Here is a 16,273-nt window from a genome sequence, read left to right as displayed (position 1 = left end):
CTGGCCCCTAGGATTCCACCTATCACCTCACCGGTCTCATTCGACAGGAACCCCATGAGCGACACTTCCCCCTACGGCTTCGAGCTTGTGCGGCGTGGGTACGACCGCGCTCAGGTGGACGAACGTATCTCCAAGCTCGTCTCCGACCGTGACAGTGCTCTCGCCCGCATCACCGCTCTGGAAAAGCGCATCGAGGAGCTCCACCTCGAAACGCAGAACGCCCAGGCCCAGGTAAGCGACGCCGAGCCGTCGTACGCCGGCCTCGGTGCCCGCGTCGAGAAGATCCTTCGGCTCGCCGAGGAAGAGGCCAAGGACCTGCGCGAGGAGGCCCGCCGCGCGGCCGAGCAGCACCGCGAGCTGGCCGAGTCGGCCGCCCAGCAGGTGCGCAACGACGCCGAGTCGTTCGCGGCCGAGCGCAAGGCGAAGGCCGAGGACGAGGGCGTCCGGATCGTCGAGAAGGCCAAGAGCGACGCCGCGCAGCTGCGGGCCGAGGCGCAGAAGGACGCGCAGTCCAAGCGCGAGGAGGCCGACGCGCTGTTCGAGGAGACCCGCGCCAAGGCCGCGCAGGCCGCCGCGGACTTCGAGACGAACCTGGCCAAGCGCCGCGAGCAGTCCGAGCGCGACCTGGCGTCGCGTCAGGCCAAGGCCGAGAAGCGCCTCGCCGAGATCGAGCACCGCGCCGAGCAGCTGCGCCTGGAGGCCGAGAAGCTGCGCACCGACGCCGAGCGCCGGGCCCGCCAGACGGTGGAGACCGCCCAGCGCCAGGCCGAGGACATCGTGGCCGACGCGAACGCCAAGGCCGACCGGATCCGTTCGGAATCCGAGCGCGAGCTGGCCGCCCTCACCAACCGCCGCGACTCGATCAACGCCCAGCTCACGAACGTGCGCGAGATGCTCGCCACGCTCACGGGCGCCGCGGTGGCCGCCACCGGCACGCCGGCCGAGGACGAGCCGATCTCCCGCGGGGTGCCCGCCCAGCAGTCCCGGTAACGACCGCCCTCCGGTCCCCGTACCGCGCGGAGCCCTCCGCCACTCCGGTGGCGGAGGGCTCCGTCCCGTTCTAGCGTGGCGGCATGATCGAGCTCGAGGGGCTGACCAAGCGGTACGGCGAGAAGGTGGCGGTCAACAACCTGACCTTCGCCGTGCGGCCGGGCATCGTCACGGGGTTCCTCGGCCCGAACGGCGCGGGCAAGTCCACCACGATGCGGATGATGCTGGGCCTCGACCGGCCGACGGCCGGGGACGTGCGGATCGACGGCAGGCACTACGACCGGCTCAAGGACCCGCTGAAGTACATCGGCGCGCTCCTCGACGCGAAGGCGGTGCACGGCGGGCGCAGTGCCTTCGACCACCTGCTGTGCCTGGCGCAGAGCAACGGCATCCCGAAGAAGCGGGTGCACGAGGTGCTGGACACCGTGGGCCTGACGGCGGTGGCGCGCAAGAAGGCCAAGGGGTTCTCGCTCGGCATGGGCCAGCGGCTGGGCATCGCCGCCGCCTTGCTGGGCGATCCACGGATCCTGATGTTCGACGAGCCGGTCAACGGGCTCGACCCGGAGGGCATCCACTGGATCCGGACGCTGATGAAGTCGCTGGCCGGGCAGGGCCGCACGGTGTTCGTGTCGAGTCATCTGATGAGCGAGATGGCGCTGACCGCGGACCACCTAGTGGTGATCGGGCAGGGCCGGCTGCTCGCCGACACGTCGATGGCGGACTTCATCGCGCGCAACTCGCGCACGTATGTGCGGATCCGCACCCCGCAGCCCGAGCGGCTGCTGGATGTGCTGCACGGCGCCGGGATCACGGCCGTGCGGGCCGGCGGCGGGGTGTTCGAGGTGGACGGCGAGAAGCCGGAGCGGATCGGTGAGCTGGCCGCGCAGCAGCAGGTGGTGCTGCACGAGCTGAGTCCGCAGCAGGCCTCCCTGGAGGAGGCGTTCATGCGGTTGACCGCCGAGTCGGTCGAGTACCACGCCCACTCCGGCGCGCCCCGGCGTGCGCAGTGGGGCAGTGCCGGGAAGAAGGGTTGAGGGGCATGGCGGCCACCCAGGTCATCCGGTCCGAATGGACGAAGATCCGCTCGGTCGCGTCCACGGTGTGGACACTTTCCCTCACCGTACTGGTCACCATTGCGCTCGGAATGCTCATCTCCGCGCTCTCGAAGAACGAGTTCGACAGCATGAGCGCCCGGGAGAGACTGTCCTTCGACCCGACGTTCATCAGTTTCGCGGGAATGAGTCTCGGCCAGCTCGCGATGATCGTTTTCGGGGTGCTCGTGGTCTCCAACGAGTACAGCTCCGGCATGATCCGCACCTCGCTCGCCGCCGTGCCCCAGCGCGGCACCTTCCTGTCCGGCAAACTCGCCGTCGCCACCGCCCTCGCCCTGGCCGTCGGCATGGCCACCAGCTTCGCCGCCTTCTTCCTCGGCCAGGCGATGCTGGGCGACCTCAAGGCGTCGATCGGTGACCCCGGGGTGCTGCGCGCGGTGATCGGCGGCGGGCTCTACATGACCCTCATCGCGATGTTCTCGATGGGCGTCGCCGCGATGCTGCGCTCGCCGATGCTGTCGCTGGGCATCCTCATGCCCTTCTTCTTCCTGATCTCCAACATCCTGGGCAACGTCGGCGCGACCGAGAAGATCGGCCGGTTCCTGCCGGACCAGGCCGGCAACAAGATCATGCAGGTGGTGCCGCCGGTCGACGACGACACCCCGTACGGCCCCTGGGGCGGGCTCGGGATCATGGCGCTGTGGGTGGTCGCGGCCCTGCTCGGCGGATACGTCCTGCTCAGGCGGCGGGACGCCTAGGCACCGCGGCGACGAACGTCACTGGCGGTTTTTACCCGGTCTTGAAGGGAACCGTCAGCGCCTCGATATCCTCCTAACCCTTACGGGGGCGTGTGCCCCGCTGTCCTGAACCTTTCGATGGGTGCGGAGCATGATCGAAGCAGTCGGCCTGACCAAGCGCTACGGCGACAAGACCGCTGTGTACAACCTTTCCTTCCAGGTACGGCCCGGCGCCGTCACCGGCTTCCTGGGCCCCAACGGCTCGGGCAAGTCGACGACCATGCGGATGATCCTCGGCCTGGACAACCCCACCTCGGGGCAGGTCACGATCGGCGGCTACCCCTACCGCAAGCTGCCCAACGCGCCCCGACAGGTCGGCGCCCTGCTCGACGCCAAGGCCGTGCACGGCGGCCGCACGGCCCGCAACCATCTGCTCTCCCTCGCCCAGCTCTCGGGCATCCCGGCCCGCCGGGTGGACGAGGTGCTGGGCGTGGTCGGCCTCCAGGACGTGGCCCGGCGGCGCTCCAAGGCCTTCTCGCTCGGCATGGGCCAGCGGCTCGGCATCGCCGCCGCGCTGCTCGGCGACCCCCAGGTGCTGCTGTTCGACGAGCCGGTGAACGGCCTCGACCCCGAGGGCATCCTCTGGGTGCGGAACCTGATGAAGGCGCTCGCGGCGGAGGGCCGTACCGTCTTCGTCTCCTCCCACCTGATGAGCGAGATGGCGCTGACCGCCGACCACCTCATCGTGATCGGGCGCGGTCAGCTGCTCGCCGACATGAGCGTGCGGGACTTCATCGCGGCGAACTCGGCCGGCTTCGCCCGGGTGCGCACCCCGGACACCGAGCCGCGGCTGCGGGAGAAGCTGTCGGCCGCGCTGACCGAGGCTGGCGGCCAGGTGCTGCCCGAGCAGGACGGGGCGCTGCGGGTGACCGGGCTGCCGCTCCCCCGCATCAGCGACATCGCCCACGAGACGGACGTGCGGCTGTGGGAGCTGTCGCCGCACCAGGCCTCCCTGGAGGAGGCGTACATGCGGATGACCCAGGCCGCCGTCGACTACCGCTCCACCACCGACCAGAAGGCGGGCCTCCAGCAGCCCCTGCCGCCCGGCGCGCAGCCGCCGATGCCGGTGCCCGGCCAGGGCCAGCCGGGCTGGTACGCCCCGCCCCCGCCGCAGCAGGGCGGGCAGCCGTTCGCGATGCCGCCGGCGGCGGGACCGTACGGCGCCCCGGGTGCGTACGGCGGCCCGGAGGCGTCCGCCGCCGCGCCCGGCGCCGGGCAGCCGAACCCGTACGCCCAGCCGGCCCCGCAGCAGCCCGCCCCGGCCGTGCCCGCCCCGGCCGCGCCGCAGGACCGGGCCCCGGCCGCTCCCGCGGCCCCCGCGGCCCCGGCTGCCCCCGCGGCCCCGGCGGTTCCTCCGGCGCCCGCCGCGCCGGAGGAGCAGGCCGCACCCCAGGACGCCCCCGCCCCCGTCTCCGACCCGACCCAGTCCGAGGACGCCCGATGAGCACGCCCCAGACCCCGATGCCGCCGGCCGCGCCCAACGCGCCGTACGCCGGCTACACCTCGCCCATCCCCGTCGTCCGCACCCACCTCGGGCACGCGCTCGCCTCCGAGTGGACGAAGATCAAGTCGGTCCGGTCGACGATGTGGACGCTGGGTGTCTTCGTCGCGCTGGTCATCGGCATCGGCCTGCTGACCGGCACGGTGGTGGCCGGCTCGACGTCCGACGGCGATCTCGGCTCGGAGAGCGCGCTGGCCCTCGGCTTCTTCGGACTGCTGCTGGGCAGCATCTGCATCGTCACGCTCGGCGTGCTGACCACGGCCGCCGAGTACGGCACCGGCATGATCCGGACGACCATGACGGCCTGCCCCTCGCGGGGCCGGGTACTGACGGCCAAGGCGCTGGTCTTCTTCGCGCTCGCGTTCACCATCACGCTGGTGTCGTCCGGTCTGGTGGCCGTCGCCCAGGTCGGCATGCTGGACGCCAGGGAACCGTCCGGGGGCGAGTGGCTGAAGGCCACGGTCGGCGTCTCGCTCTACCTCGCGCTGCTCGGTCTGCTCTCGCTGCTCGTCGGCTCGATCATCCGGCACTCCGCGGGCGCCATCACCATCATGATCGGCACGATGCTCGCCCCGCTGGTGATCGCGCTGTTCATGTTCTCCTCGTCGCTGGAGGGCCTGCGGACCTTCCTGCTCGAGTACTCGATCCCCAGCCAGCTCGGCGTCTTCTACGCCACGTCCCTCGGCGACTCGGGCCCGTCGGGCTGGGACCCGCTGTGGATCATGCTGGGCATCACCGCCGTCGCCTTCGCGGGCGCCTACGTGCTGCAGGAGCGGCGGGACGTGTAACGGGGACCGCTTCAGAACCTCGGCGCGTTACGGGACCGCTGCACCCGCGTGGTGCGGCGGTCCCGCGCGTTCCAGCAGGACTTGTGCCAGTGCCGGCGGTCGTCGACGCCCGCGTGCGCGGGCCAGGCGACCACGTGCGGGACGCCGTCGGGGATGAGCTGGTCGCAGCCCGGGCAGCGGTAGCTCTTGCCCTGCGCGCTCGCGCCCGCGACATGGCGCACGCTCCACTCGTCGCCCTGCCAGTCCACGCTGGACTGCCAGCCGCCGTAGCGGCCCGGCCGGTCGTCCTCGGCGCTCTTCGGGCCCTTGGGTCGATTACGGCGCGGGGACACGGAACACCTCACGGAGCTCTACGGGAAGCGGGTCCCGTCCAGCCTACGCGCCCCCGGCAGGGGTACGCGGGAGGCGGCGGAGCACCCCAAGTCCGCCGCCCGGGCCCGGCATTCTGCAGACAATCGGCAATTCATCCGCCGACCCGTGTCCTCGGCACGTGTCGGACGGTTGTGCCGGGTGGGGAGCTCCGTGTCGGAGACAGAGAAGCAGGAAGAGCGATGCGCGTAGGAAGTTTCGTGTTGGGGGCCCAGTTCCCGGGCCAGGGCCAGGGGGAGGCGCTGCACCGCGCGGTCCGCTCGGCGGAGGTCTCCGAGGAGGCGGGGCTCGACTCGGTCTGGCTGGCCGAGCACCACTTCGTGCCGTACGGCACCTGTCCGTCGGCCATCACCCTCGCCGCGCTGCTGCTCGGCCGCACCCGCCGCATCCGGATCGGCACGGCGGTCAGCGTGCTGCCGACCACCCATCCCGTGGCCCTCGGCGAGCAGGCCGCGCTGCTCCACGTGACCAGCGGCGGCCGGCTCTCCCTGGGGGTGGGCCGCGGTGGCCCCTGGGTCGACCTGGAGGTGTTCGGCGCCGGCCTGGAGGCGTACGAGAGGGGCTTCCCGGAATCACTCGACCTGCTGGTGCGCTGGCTGCGCGAGCCCCGCGTCGAGGCCCGCGGCGAGCGGTACGCCTTCCGCGAGGTGCCCGTCGTGCCCAGGCCGTCGGAGTCCCTGACGCACAGCGGGGGCCCGGAGGTGCTGGTCGCCTGCACCTCCCCCGCCGGTGTGCGGACGGCCGCCGAGCGGGGACTGCCGATGCTGCTGGGCATGCACGTCGGTGACGAGGAGAAGGCCGAGATGACCGCGTTGTGGCGCCGCCTCGCCCGCGCCGCCGGCCGGCCCGCGGAGCAGCTCGCCGATCCGGGCCATGTGTCGGCCGGCGTCTGCCAGATCGCGGACCGGCGCGCCGACGCGGCCGAGGTCCTGACCAAGGCCATGCCGGGCTGGCTGCGGCAGGGCCTGGAAGCCCATGTGACGGTCGACGGCCGGGAGCGCCGGATGCGCGACCCGCTGGCCTACACCGAACTCCTCTGCGGGCTGCACCCCGTGGGCACCCCACGGCTGTGCGCGGACCGGCTCGCGGCGACCAGCGAGCGGACCGGCATCTCCCGCTTCGCCCTGCTGACCGAGGGCTCGGGCGACCTGGCGGCGACGGAGGAGAACCTGCGGCGCCTCGGCGCGGAGGTGCTGCCGCAACTGCGCTGAGCGCGCCGCACGCCGAGCGGGCCGGACGAGGTGGCCCGGCTGCACGACGAGCTTGCCGCACCCGGTGAAGATCGCACCTCTCGCTGACGGGAGCGGCAAGCTGGGACCGGCCGACCGCGTCAGCAGTCGCGGAGCTCCGGGGACTGGTTGAGCAACTGGCTGCGCACCGACGTGAAGCGGGCCAACGTCTCGTCCACCGAGGCGTCCAGCGGGAACACGGCCACCCGGTGGCAGTTCTGGAAGGCGAGCCGCACACCGAAGTGCCGCTGCAGCGCACCGCGGATGGCGTCACTCGCGAGCGCACGCAGGAGCTGACCGCGTGCCTGCTCGTCCGGCGGGGGCGTCTGGTTGTCGGCGAACTGGCCGCCGTCCACCTTCAGCTGGGCCACCAGGGAGCTGATCATCTCCCACGCGTAGGGCAGGGAGGTCCGGACGCAGTCGACGAAGTCAGCTTCGTCGACCTCGCCTCGCTCGGCCTGTTCGAGTAGGGCCGGTGAGACGTCGAGCGACATGGGTACTCCTCTCGCACCCCCGAACAGCAGGGGTTGCCGGACAGATGAGGGAGATCGCCACGGACACCCTGAGTACACGCGTCGCGACCTCCCGTTCCCTACGGTAGGCAACAGACCGTGACGGCACCAGAAGAATGCGCATACAAGCCGATCCCAGTGGGCCCACAATCGGCCACGACCGAACACGAGTGTTCCGGATAAACAGGACGCGAATCGCGTACCGCCCGGAGTGTCGAGTAGCGTTGCCGACCATGCGTCTCGTCATTGCCCGATGCTCGGTCGACTACGCCGGCCGGCTCACCGCCCATCTTCCCTCGGCACCCCGTCTGATCCTGGTGAAGGCGGACGGCAGTGTCTCCATCCACGCGGACGACCGGGCGTACAAGCCCCTCAACTGGATGTCGCCGCCCTGCACGCTGAAGGAGGGCACCGGCGAGGACGCGGGCGTGTGGACCGTCGTCAACAAGGCGGGCGAGAAGCTGATCATCACCATGGAGGAAGTCCTCCACGACTCCACGCACGAGCTCGGCGTCGACCCCGGCCTGATCAAGGACGGGGTGGAAGCACACCTCCAGGAGCTGCTCGCCGACCGCATCGACACGCTGGGCGAGGGCTACACCCTCATCCGGCGTGAGTACATGACGGCCATCGGCCCCGTCGACATCCTGTGCCGGGACGCGGACGGCCAGACCGTCGCCGTCGAGATCAAGCGGCGCGGTGAGATCGACGGCGTCGAGCAACTCACCCGCTACCTGGAGCTGTTGAACCGCGATCCGCATCTGGCGCCGGTGCGCGGCATCTTCGCCGCGCAGGAGATCAAGCCGCAGGCCCGGGTCCTCGCCACGGACCGCGGGATCGGCTGCCACGTCCTGGACTACGACGCGCTGCGCGGCATCGAGGACGACAAGCTGCGGCTGTTCTGAGCGCTCCGGCGCGCGCGTGAGGGCCGGGTCCGTGCGCGGACCCGGCCCTCTGCTGTGCCCTCAGGTGTTCCCCGGGCCGTGACAGCCCTCAGATCACCGGCTCGACGCTGCCGGGCGAGCCCGCGGGGCCGCTCGCCGGGGCGCTCGCGGAGGTGCTCGTCTGCGTCGGGGCGCCGGCGGAGTCCGTGGTGGTCGGGGTGTCCGTCGGAGCGCTGGTCGGCGTCTCCGTCGGCGTCTGCGTGGGCGTGGACGAGTCGGTGGTCTCCGGCTCGGTGGGCGACGGCGGCTTGGACGACGTCGAAGGCCGGGGCGACACCGGCGGCTTCGTCGTCGTGGACGGCGCCCCGGACGCCGGGCCGGACGGGTCGTCGTCCGGACCGGTGCCGGACGGCGCGTCGGACGGGCCGCCCGCTCCGGAGCCGGTCGCCGCGCCGGTGGGCGTCGGATCGTCGGACGTGCCGTAGGTGCCGTCGGGGCCGGGGTCCGTCGGGCGGCTGGTGGCGCTGCCCGTGTCGGCGGCGCCGTCGCCGTCGCGGTCCGGCTCGTCCGCGCCCAGGCTGCCGTCGGCGACGCCCTGGCTGGCCGACGGGTTGCCGCCGATCGGTTCGGCCGGGTTGTCGGCGTCGTTGCTGGAGGTGGCGCCGAGCGTCACCACCGTGCCCAGCACCGCGACGAGCAGCGCGCCCGCGCCGGCCGCGACCAGGTTGCGCCGGGCCAGCCCGCGCAGCCCGCCCGGCACGCGCCGGGGTGCCGGGCCGCCCGCCGTGGAGGGGAAGGCGACGGGCGCGGCGGGGGCGGCGGGGCGTGCCAGCGGCGGGAACTGCGGCAGGACGGCCGGGACGCCGCCGGACGGGAAGGCGGACTCCTCGGGACGGGCGGCGGGCACCTCGCCGCCCGGGCCGGCGCCGAGCACGGGCCCGGCGCTCACCGGGCCGACGCCGGGGATGTTGCCGGTGCGGTCGTCGACGAGGGCCAGGGCGCGGCGGCCGGAGACGGTGCCGCGCTTGTCGGCGAGGGCGCCGCGCAGGCCGATGGAGGCCTCCAGTTCGGCGCGGGCCCGGTCGAGGCGGCCCTCGCACAGCGCGAGGATGCCGAGTTCGTGGTGGAAGTAGGCCTGCTCGGCGACCTCTCCGGCGAGCCGGGAGGCTTCCGCGCCCGCCCGCAGGGCGCGCTCCCAGGCACCCCAGTGCAGGCCCGCGGCGAAGGCGGGCGCCGCGGTGCGGGCCAGCCGCACGGCGGGGTTGTCCTCGTCGTCCTCGCCGGGCCGGGAGGCGGCGGGGGCGAGCGGGCCGAGGGCGGCGAGCAGGGCGTCGGCCTCGGCACAGACCCGTTCGGGGGTGACCGAGGGGTGCCCGGCCCACCAGGTGTAGTGCCGGGCGGCGGTCAGGGCGTGGTCCTGGACGTCGTCGGCGTAGCCGGCGGCCTCCAGCTGGGTCTGGACGCCGGCGGCCAGCCGGTAGCGCACGCCGACCGGGCTGACCAGGGCGCAGTTCAGCAGTTCGCCGAGGGCGGCGTCCGCGTGGGTGTCGCCGACCAGGGCGGGCAGGTGCGCCGGGTGCGGCACCTCGCCGCCGAGAGCGACGGCCAACCGCAGGGTGGCGCGCGCCGACCGGCTCAGCCGGGAGGCGAGCAGCGCGGCCGGCGCGGCGCCCTCGGCGAGGGAGGGCAGCGGTATCTCGTCGGCGATGGCCGCGTCGAACGGCTCGTCGGAGGGGGCCTCCTGGAAGACGCCGAACTCGTCGAAGGCGTCCGCACCGGCCCGGAGCCGGTCGCGCTGCCGCAGCAGGGCGCCGGCCTGGACGAACCGCAGCGGCAGGCCCTCGGACTCGAACCACAGGTCGCCGGCCCAGCCGGCCTCGTCCTCGGTGAGGGGACGGCCGACGGCGTGCCGCAGCAGCTCCAGCCCGCCGGCGCGGTCGAGGCCGCCGAGGACGACCTCCTCCAGCGCGGATTCGGCGGAGGGCGCGGGCACCTCGGGCGTGGCGCTGACCAGGAACGCGCATTCGGGGGCGGCGTCCAGCAGCTCGTCGAGGGCGGCGCCGCCGAACTCGAGGTCGTCGAGGACGACGATCGCGCCGATCTCCCGGACGGCTTCGAGCAGTTCGTCGCGTTCCGGGCGGTGCCGGGGTGCCTCGTGGACGGCGTGGAACAGCTCCTGGAGCAGCTCGCCGGCGGTGCGGTGGAAGCCGCTGAGGCGGATCACGCCGTCGGGGGCGAGGTCCGCGCAGTCCTCGGCGACGGTGTCGAGGAGGCGGGTGCGGCCGGAGCCGCCGGGTCCGGTGACGCGGACCGAGCGGCCGCGGGCGAGCAGCCGGACGAGCCGTTCGCGCTCCTCCTCGCGGCCCACGAGGGGCAGTTCGGGCAGGGCGGGCCCGGGGGGCGCCGGCGGACGGGCCACGCGGTCGCTCCCGGCCCGTTCGGCGGCGGTCAGCTTCGGCGGCCGGGCGGGCCGTTCGACGGGCGGGCAGAGTTCTATCTCGCTGCCGTCGACCGGGTTGACGGTGAGCAGGTAGTCGCCGGAGACGAGCTGGACCGTGCGGGCGTGTGCCGGTGCGTGCTGGCCGAAGTCCGGTGTGAGGGGGTCCCTGGGCGGGCGCTGGCGCGGCGCCTGGCCTGCGCCGTCGTGACCGTGGTCCTCGGGTCCCCGGTTGTTCGGGTCCATAGGTTCAAGCCCCCAAAAGCGTCGAGTGCGTGAGGCCCCTCCCGGCCGTGTCGCACACCGCGCTGTCGCTTCTGGTCCGGGCCCGCTCGAGGGTGGATCGGACAGCGGGCGACCGAACCCTAAACCGTTGCCCTTCGTCGAGGACAGCCCGGGGTGCCGCGCGGTCCGAGACGTCATGGTCTCGTGAGGATTGCGCGCGACGGGCGATTCGGGACCGGAACGTCCGGCTCTGGGTACCCGGCATCGGCCGCTACACGCGTGGCAGGGACTCCACGCCGATGCCGCCCTCGATCGCCAGGATCCGGTGCAGCCGGGTGGCCACCAGCAGGCGCTGCATCTGCGGCGGTACGCCGCGCAGCACCAGCCGGCGGCCGCAGCGGCCGGCCCGCCGGTGGGCACCCATGATCACCCCGAGCCCGGTGGCGTCCCAGGAGTCCAGTTCGGACAGGTCGAGGACGAGATCGCCGACTCCGTCGTCGACGGCCGAGTGCAGAACCGCACGGGCGTCCGCCGCGCTGCGGACGTCGAGGCGGCCCCCGACGACCACCTCGGCGTGGTCGCCCCTGATGTGCATATGCGCTCCCCGTGCGTTCGGTGACGTGCTCCATGACGATGACGGTGGCTGTGCAACGTCGGATCGGATGAGGACGGTGGCTTGCACCGTCTGACTGCTTCGGCAGCGGTGCGGTTGCTGCTTGTAAGCGAACCGATACCGAATTCACCCCGTGGTGTGATGTCCCCGGGGCGAGGGCCGTTTCAGTGCTTGTAGAAGCCCTGCCCGCTCTTGCGCCCGATGTCACCGGCGTCAACCATCCGGCGCATCAGCTCCGGCGGGGCGAACTTCTCGTCCTGCGTCTCGGTGTAGATGTTGCCGGTGGCGTGCAGCAGGATGTCGACGCCGGTCAGGTCCGCGGTGGCGAGCGGGCCCATGGCGTGGCCGAAGCCCAGCCTGCAGGCGAGGTCGATGTCCTCGGCGCTGGCGACGCCCGATTCGTACAGCTTGGCGGCCTCGACGACGAGCGCCGAGATCAGCCGGGTGGTGACGAAGCCGGCCACGTCGCGGTTGACGACGATGCAGGTCTTGCCGACGGACTCGGCGAACTCCCGCGCGGTGGCGAGGGTCTCGTCGCTCGTCTTGTAGCCGCGCACCAGCTCGCAGAGCTGCATCATCGGGACCGGCGAGAAGAAGTGGGTGCCGACGACGCGCTCGGGGCGCTCGACCACGGCGGCGATCTTGGTGATCGGGATGGCCGAGGTGTTGGAGGCGAGGACCGCCTCCTCCTTCGTCAGCTTGTCGAGGGCGCGGAAGATCTCGTGCTTGACGTCGAGCTTCTCGAAGACGGCCTCGACGACGATGTCGGCGTCGGCGACGGCGTCCAGGTCGGTGGTGGGGGTGATCCGGCCGAGGGCGGCCTCGGCGCCGGCCGCGTCGAGCTTCCCCTTGGCGACGAACTTGTCGTACGACGCCTTGATGCCGTCCGTGCCGCGCTTCAGCGCCTCGTCGGTGACGTCACGCAGGACGACGTCCCAGCCCGCCTGGGCGGAGACCTGGGCGATGCCGGATCCCATGAGACCGGCCCCGATGACGGCGAGCTTCCGTGCCACTGTGCGACTCCCCTGATACGCGCTGTCCTTGTTCCTCTCGGGCGGACACTAGCGCTCGTGAGGGGCTGTGTGACCGGTAAGTAACGCGCGTCACGTCTCAGATGACGGACATCACACCGGCAGGGGTCACGTCGCGCCTCGTACGGCGTAGTTGAGCACCTTCTCGCTCAACAGCTCGGTCATCTCGTCGAGCAGCAGCAACACCTCGCGTGACACCTCGGCGGGCCTGCCGCCGGCCATCATGCGGCGTCCGATGTCCGCGAGCACCGTCTGGTGCAGCCAGTTGACCTGACCGGCGATCAGGCCGGGCATGGGGTCGTCGGGCGCGGCGCCGGTCTCCTCGCGCAGGGTGGCCTCCAGGTCGTCGACGACTTCCTGGCCGATGGCCCAGAGGCGGGAGCGCAGTGCGGGCGATTCATGAATCACCGTCATGAACCGGGCATAGCCGTCCATGAGCCCCATCCGGGGTGAGACCGCTTCGACCTCGTCGCGCAGTTCGCGCAGCACGGCCGCGGCGGCGGACTCGCCGTCGCGCCGGCCGCGCACCCAGCGCGAGAGCCGGTCGACGACCTCCCGGGAGCGGTCGAGGAACAGGTCCTCCTTGGCCGGGAAGTAGTTGTAGACGGTGTTCACGGAGACGTCGGAGGCCTCGGCGATCTCCGCGACGGTGACGGCGTCGAAACCGCGCTCGATGAACAGGCCCGTGGCGACATCGGAGATGTACTGCCGGGTCTGCCGCTTCTTCCGTTCCCTGAGTCCCTCGGCCATGCCCGCATGGTACCCGGCTGACTGGTGCCACTGAAAACTTGGGGTCGTTGCAAAATTTCAGTGGCTCTGTTTTTCTGGGGGCATGGCAATCATCAGCACGGCCGGACTGGCCCGTACCTTCCGGACGAAGCACGGCCCCGTGGATGCCGTGCGCGGCATCGACCTCACCGTCCGGCAGGGCGAGATCGTCGGCTTCCTCGGCCCGAACGGGGCCGGCAAGACGACCACCCTGCGCATGCTGACCACCCTGCTGAAGCCGACCGGCGGCGCGGCCACCGTCGCGGGCTGCGACCTGGCCCGCGATCCGGAGGGCGTCCGCCGGGCCTGCGGATACGTCGCCCAGTCCGGCGGCGTCGACGGGCAGATCGGCGTCCGCGAGGAACTCGTCACCCAGGGCCGGCTCTACCGGCTGCCGAGGAGGCGGGCCCAGGAGCGGGCCGAGGAGCTGGCGGCCGAACTGGGCCTCACCGCCCTGCTCGACCGCAAGGCCGCCGCGCTCTCCGGGGGCCAGCGCCGCCGCCTGGACATCGCCATGGCGCTCACCCACCGCCCCCAGGTCCTCTTCCTCGACGAGCCGACGACCGGGCTCGACCCCGGCAGCCGCGCGGACCTCTGGGCCCTGGTCCGCCGGCTGCGCGACGAGCACGGCACGACCGTCTTCCTGACCACCCACTACCTCGACGAGGCCGACGCCCTCTCCGACCGCCTGGTGATCGTCGACCGGGGCGTCATGGCGGCCGAGGGCACACCGGCCGCGCTGAAGCTGAAGCACGGCGGCTCGCTCGACGCCACCCTCCAGGACACCTTCCTCGCCATCACCGGCCGCGGCCCCGCCCCGGCCGGCCCCGCACCCGTCGCCGTATGAGCCGCCCAGGAGACCACTGATGCTGTTGCACGACACCGCGCTGATCTACGGGCGCTACGCCCGCCAGACCCTGCGCTCCCGCTTCGCCCTGCTCTTCGGCCTGCTGATGCCACTGCTGTACCTGCTGTTCTTCGGCCCGCTGCTGACCGGGCTGCCGCTCGGCGAGGACGGCAGCTCCTGGCAGGTGCTGGTGCCCGGACTGCTCCTGCAACTCGGACTGTTCGGCGCGCTGTTCGCCGGTTTCATGATCATCGTCGAGAACGGCCAGGGCGTCGTCGAACGCATGCGGGTGACCCCGGTCAGCCGGCTGGCGCTGCTGCTCGGCCGGGTCCTGCGGGACGCCACGGTGCTCGTCTTCCAGGCCGTGCTGCTGGTGCTGGCCGCCCTGGTCATGGGGCTGCGGGCGCCGCTGGCCGGCATCCTGGCCGGCTTCGCCTTCGTCGCCCTGCTCACCGTCTCGCTCGCCTCGCTGTCGTACGCGCTGGCGATGAAGGTGCGCAGCCCGCAGGAGTTCGGACCACTGGTCAACGCCGTCAGCATGCCCTCGATGCTGCTGTCCGGCCTGATGCTGCCGATGAGCCTCGGACCGGCCTGGCTGGACGTGCTGTCCCACTTCGTACCGCTGCGCTACCTGGTGGACGCCATGCGCGACGTCTACACCGGGCACTACACGAGCGCGCACATGCTGTACGGCTCGCTGGTGGCCGTCGCCATGACCGCCCTCGCCGTGACGGTGGGCACACGGGTCTTCCGTACCGCAGGGGCCTGACCGGTCACTACGCTGGCCGCATGGTCAATCTGACGCGCATCTACACCAGGACCGGCGACCAGGGCACCACCGCCCTCGGTGACATGAGCCGGGTCGCCAAGACCGATCTGCGGATCTCCGCGTACGCCGACGCCAACGAGGCGAACGCGGTGATCGGCACGGCGATCGCGCTTGGGAACCTGGCGGAGGAGATCGTCGAGGTCCTCACCCGCGTGCAGAACGACCTGTTCGACGTGGGCGCGGACCTGTCGACCCCGGTGGCGGAGAACCCCGAGTACCCGCCGCTGCGGGTCGAGCAGTTCTACATCGACCGGCTGGAGGCGGACTGCGACCGCTTCAACGAGCGGCTGGAGAAACTGCGCTCCTTCATCCTCCCCGGCGGCACCCCGGGGGCGGCCCTCCTCCACCAGGCCTGCACGGTCGTCCGCCGGGCCGAGCGCTCCACCTGGGCGGCGATGGAGGTCCACGGCGAGACGATGAACCCGCTCACCGCGACCTACCTGAACCGCCTCTCCGACCTGCTGTTCATCCTGGCCCGGACGGCCAACAAGGACGTCGGTGACGTGCTGTGGGTGCCGGGCGGCGAGCGCTAGGCACCCCGCCGGACCCGGCCGCCGCGCACCCGGCGGACCCGGCCGCCGCGCACCCGCTGGTACAGGCCCGTCGCCAGCAGCACCCCGCCGACGCACATCAGCACCACGCCGGCCTTCGCCAGGGTGACGACGGGAGTGTCCACATCGCCGGTGAACAGCCACAGGACCAGTCCTGTGGCAAGGGTGACGGCACCCTCCGACAGGTTCCTCGACGCCTTGTTCACCGCCGGGCCTCCTCCCTCGGCTCCTGCCCCGACGGCGCGGCGGTCCGGTCCCCGGCGGTCTCACCCTCCGGGGCCTTGCGCGGCCAGACGGTGTACGACAGCGCGATCAGTCCGTAGATGCCGATCACCCGCAGCGCCACCCACTGGAACGAGCGCAGCGAGCTGACGTCCCCCGAGTCGCCGACGTACCAGACCGCCAGCTGGAGCAGCGCCAGCGCGACGGCTCCCCCGAACACCGCGCGCAGCCACAGCTTCGCCTCGTGCCGGGCGCGGGCGCGGCCGTAGCGCGGGGGCTTCGGCGGGGGCGGGGCGCCGCCCAGACGGTGCGCGGCGTGGCCGTCCAGCCAGCGGATCGTGTAGTGGCCGAAGGCCACCGTGTAGCCGATGTACAGCGCCGCGACGCCGTGCTCCCAGCCCGGCTCGGCGCCGTTGCGCAGATCGACCGCCGTCGCCACGAACAGCACCAGTTCCAGGACCGGCTCGCACAGCAGCAGCACGTTGCTCGTCCTGCGCCACTTCAGCTGGTAGCGGGCGGCGAGGCCGAGCGCCAGCAGCACCCAGAAGCCCACCTCGCAGGCGATGATCAATGCGACGATCATGACGTGCTCCTTTCGGTCACCGTTCCAGGCTCCCGGCCGAAGCCG

At 72.3% G+C, this 16,273-nt stretch carries 18 protein-coding genes; 10 read left to right on the top strand and 8 right to left on the bottom strand.

Annotated features, from left to right (window positions below):
- The first annotated feature begins 54 nt into the window (after positions 1 to 54).
- The 5 genes from SGLAU_RS22880 (at position 55) to SGLAU_RS22860 (ending at position 5,128) form a co-directional block, all read left to right on the top strand.
- Positions 55 to 990 (top strand): cellulose-binding protein, encoded by a 936-nt coding sequence (locus SGLAU_RS22880; RefSeq protein ID WP_043504183.1) that lies wholly within the window; start codon positions 55 to 57, stop codon positions 988 to 990.
- A gap of 83 nt (positions 991 to 1,073) precedes the next feature.
- Positions 1,074 to 2,024 carry an ABC transporter ATP-binding protein gene (locus SGLAU_RS22875; RefSeq protein ID WP_043504182.1) on the top strand — a complete coding sequence of 317 codons (951 nt, stop codon included), beginning with the start codon at positions 1,074 to 1,076 and terminating at the stop codon, positions 2,022 to 2,024.
- A gap of 5 nt (positions 2,025 to 2,029) precedes the next feature.
- A complete protein-coding gene (locus SGLAU_RS22870; RefSeq protein WP_043504181.1) occupies positions 2,030 to 2,800 on the top strand; it encodes an ABC transporter permease in 771 nt (256 codons plus the stop codon).
- 130 nt (positions 2,801 to 2,930) lie between these two features.
- Positions 2,931 to 4,283 (top strand): ABC transporter ATP-binding protein, encoded by a 1,353-nt coding sequence (locus tag SGLAU_RS22865; RefSeq protein ID WP_043504179.1) that lies wholly within the window; start codon positions 2,931 to 2,933, stop codon positions 4,281 to 4,283.
- Positions 4,280 to 5,128 (top strand): ABC transporter permease, encoded by an 849-nt coding sequence (locus tag SGLAU_RS22860; protein WP_043504177.1) that lies wholly within the window; start codon positions 4,280 to 4,282, stop codon positions 5,126 to 5,128. The genes SGLAU_RS22865 and SGLAU_RS22860 overlap by 4 nt, the downstream gene beginning before the upstream one ends.
- 11 nt (positions 5,129 to 5,139) lie before the next feature.
- Here SGLAU_RS22860 and SGLAU_RS22855 read toward each other — a convergent pair whose 3' ends face one another.
- Entirely contained in the window at positions 5,140 to 5,460 is a 321-nt protein-coding gene (locus SGLAU_RS22855) for a hypothetical protein (protein ID WP_043504176.1), read from the bottom strand.
- Between the two features lie 219 nt (positions 5,461 to 5,679).
- Here SGLAU_RS22855 and SGLAU_RS22850 point away from each other — a divergent pair, with 219 nt between their 5' ends.
- Positions 5,680 to 6,708: an LLM class flavin-dependent oxidoreductase gene (locus SGLAU_RS22850; RefSeq protein WP_043504174.1), complete on the top strand. Its 1,029-nt coding sequence runs from the start codon at positions 5,680 to 5,682 to the stop codon at positions 6,706 to 6,708.
- A 119-nt stretch (positions 6,709 to 6,827) separates the two neighbouring features.
- Here SGLAU_RS22850 and SGLAU_RS22845 read toward each other — a convergent pair whose 3' ends face one another.
- Positions 6,828 to 7,220, bottom strand: a complete 393-nt coding sequence (locus tag SGLAU_RS22845) for an SCO5389 family protein (protein WP_043504172.1) — start codon at positions 7,218 to 7,220, stop codon at positions 6,828 to 6,830.
- A gap of 251 nt (positions 7,221 to 7,471) precedes the next feature.
- Between SGLAU_RS22845 and nucS the strand changes: the two genes are divergently transcribed.
- Positions 7,472 to 8,143, top strand: a complete 672-nt coding sequence (nucS, locus tag SGLAU_RS22840; protein ID WP_043504171.1) for an endonuclease NucS — start codon at positions 7,472 to 7,474, stop codon at positions 8,141 to 8,143.
- An 88-nt stretch (positions 8,144 to 8,231) separates the two neighbouring features.
- Here the strand turns inward: nucS and SGLAU_RS22835 are convergent, their stop codons facing one another.
- The 4 genes from SGLAU_RS22835 to SGLAU_RS22820 form a co-directional block, all read right to left on the bottom strand.
- Positions 8,232 to 10,805, bottom strand: coding sequence for an ATP-binding protein (locus tag SGLAU_RS22835; RefSeq protein ID WP_043504170.1), 2,574 nt, complete (start codon positions 10,803 to 10,805; stop codon positions 8,232 to 8,234).
- A 250-nt stretch (positions 10,806 to 11,055) separates the two neighbouring features.
- Positions 11,056 to 11,379, bottom strand: a complete 324-nt coding sequence (locus tag SGLAU_RS22830) for an STAS domain-containing protein (RefSeq protein WP_043504169.1) — start codon at positions 11,377 to 11,379, stop codon at positions 11,056 to 11,058.
- A gap of 182 nt (positions 11,380 to 11,561) precedes the next feature.
- Complete coding sequence (locus tag SGLAU_RS22825) at positions 11,562 to 12,410, bottom strand: 3-hydroxyacyl-CoA dehydrogenase family protein (protein ID WP_043504166.1); 849 nt, start codon at positions 12,408 to 12,410, stop codon at positions 11,562 to 11,564.
- Positions 12,411 to 12,536: 126 nt separating this feature from the next.
- A complete protein-coding gene (locus tag SGLAU_RS22820; protein WP_043504165.1) occupies positions 12,537 to 13,178 on the bottom strand; it encodes a TetR/AcrR family transcriptional regulator in 642 nt (213 codons plus the stop codon).
- 82 nt (positions 13,179 to 13,260) lie between these two features.
- Here SGLAU_RS22820 and SGLAU_RS22815 point away from each other — a divergent pair, with 82 nt between their 5' ends.
- From SGLAU_RS22815 to SGLAU_RS22805, 3 genes are read left to right on the top strand one after another with little or no spacing between them, the layout of a single operon-like run.
- Positions 13,261 to 14,043 carry an ABC transporter ATP-binding protein gene (locus tag SGLAU_RS22815; protein ID WP_043504163.1) on the top strand — a complete coding sequence of 261 codons (783 nt, stop codon included), beginning with the start codon at positions 13,261 to 13,263 and terminating at the stop codon, positions 14,041 to 14,043.
- A 19-nt stretch (positions 14,044 to 14,062) separates the two neighbouring features.
- Positions 14,063 to 14,812, top strand: coding sequence for an ABC transporter permease (locus SGLAU_RS22810; RefSeq protein WP_043504161.1), 750 nt, complete (start codon positions 14,063 to 14,065; stop codon positions 14,810 to 14,812).
- Between the two features lie 20 nt (positions 14,813 to 14,832).
- A complete protein-coding gene (locus SGLAU_RS22805) occupies positions 14,833 to 15,405 on the top strand; it encodes a cob(I)yrinic acid a,c-diamide adenosyltransferase (RefSeq protein ID WP_043504159.1) in 573 nt (190 codons plus the stop codon).
- Here SGLAU_RS22805 and SGLAU_RS22800 read toward each other — a convergent pair.
- Both SGLAU_RS22800 and SGLAU_RS22795 read right to left on the bottom strand, forming a co-directional pair.
- A complete protein-coding gene (locus SGLAU_RS22800) occupies positions 15,402 to 15,629 on the bottom strand; it encodes a DUF5708 family protein (RefSeq protein ID WP_043504157.1) in 228 nt (75 codons plus the stop codon). The two genes, SGLAU_RS22805 and SGLAU_RS22800, sit on opposite strands and share 4 nt — an antisense overlap.
- Positions 15,626 to 16,228, bottom strand: a complete 603-nt coding sequence (locus SGLAU_RS22795; protein WP_043504156.1) for a hypothetical protein — start codon at positions 16,226 to 16,228, stop codon at positions 15,626 to 15,628. Before SGLAU_RS22795 ends, SGLAU_RS22800 begins: the two co-directional genes overlap by 4 nt.
- Positions 16,229 to 16,273 lie beyond the last annotated feature (45 nt).

Source organism: Streptomyces glaucescens (genome assembly GCF_000761215.1).
GTDB lineage: Bacteria > Actinomycetota > Actinomycetes > Streptomycetales > Streptomycetaceae > Streptomyces > Streptomyces glaucescens_B.
The sequence above is the reverse complement of the archived record's forward strand: the minus strand, read 5'-3'. Positions and strand labels throughout refer to the sequence as shown.

Excerpts from the sequence above, each read along its gene's own strand:
- SGLAU_RS22875 (WP_043504182.1), top strand. The coding sequence starts at position 1,074 with ATGATCGAGCTCGAGGGGCTGACCAAGCGGTACGGCGAGAAGGTGGCG.
- SGLAU_RS22870 (WP_043504181.1), top strand. The coding sequence starts at position 2,030 with ATGGCGGCCACCCAGGTCATCCGGTCCGAATGGACGAAGATCCGCTCG.
- SGLAU_RS22820 (WP_043504165.1), bottom strand. The coding sequence starts at position 13,178 with ATGGCCGAGGGACTCAGGGAACGGAAGAAGCGGCAGACCCGGCAGTAC.
- SGLAU_RS22795 (WP_043504156.1), bottom strand. The coding sequence starts at position 16,228 with ATGATCGTCGCATTGATCATCGCCTGCGAGGTGGGCTTCTGGGTGCTG.
- SGLAU_RS22830 (WP_043504169.1), bottom strand. The coding sequence starts at position 11,379 with ATGCACATCAGGGGCGACCACGCCGAGGTGGTCGTCGGGGGCCGCCTC.
- SGLAU_RS22835 (WP_043504170.1), bottom strand. The coding sequence starts at position 10,805 with ATGGACCCGAACAACCGGGGACCCGAGGACCACGGTCACGACGGCGCA.
- SGLAU_RS22850 (WP_043504174.1), top strand. The coding sequence starts at position 5,680 with ATGCGCGTAGGAAGTTTCGTGTTGGGGGCCCAGTTCCCGGGCCAGGGC.
- SGLAU_RS22865 (WP_043504179.1), top strand. The coding sequence starts at position 2,931 with ATGATCGAAGCAGTCGGCCTGACCAAGCGCTACGGCGACAAGACCGCT.
- nucS (WP_043504171.1), top strand. The coding sequence starts at position 7,472 with ATGCGTCTCGTCATTGCCCGATGCTCGGTCGACTACGCCGGCCGGCTC.
- SGLAU_RS22860 (WP_043504177.1), top strand. The coding sequence starts at position 4,280 with ATGAGCACGCCCCAGACCCCGATGCCGCCGGCCGCGCCCAACGCGCCG.
- SGLAU_RS22815 (WP_043504163.1), top strand. The coding sequence starts at position 13,261 with ATGGCAATCATCAGCACGGCCGGACTGGCCCGTACCTTCCGGACGAAG.
- SGLAU_RS22810 (WP_043504161.1), top strand. The coding sequence starts at position 14,063 with ATGCTGTTGCACGACACCGCGCTGATCTACGGGCGCTACGCCCGCCAG.
- SGLAU_RS22805 (WP_043504159.1), top strand. The coding sequence starts at position 14,833 with ATGGTCAATCTGACGCGCATCTACACCAGGACCGGCGACCAGGGCACC.
- SGLAU_RS22845 (WP_043504172.1), bottom strand. The coding sequence starts at position 7,220 with ATGTCGCTCGACGTCTCACCGGCCCTACTCGAACAGGCCGAGCGAGGC.
- SGLAU_RS22880 (WP_043504183.1), top strand. The coding sequence starts at position 55 with ATGAGCGACACTTCCCCCTACGGCTTCGAGCTTGTGCGGCGTGGGTAC.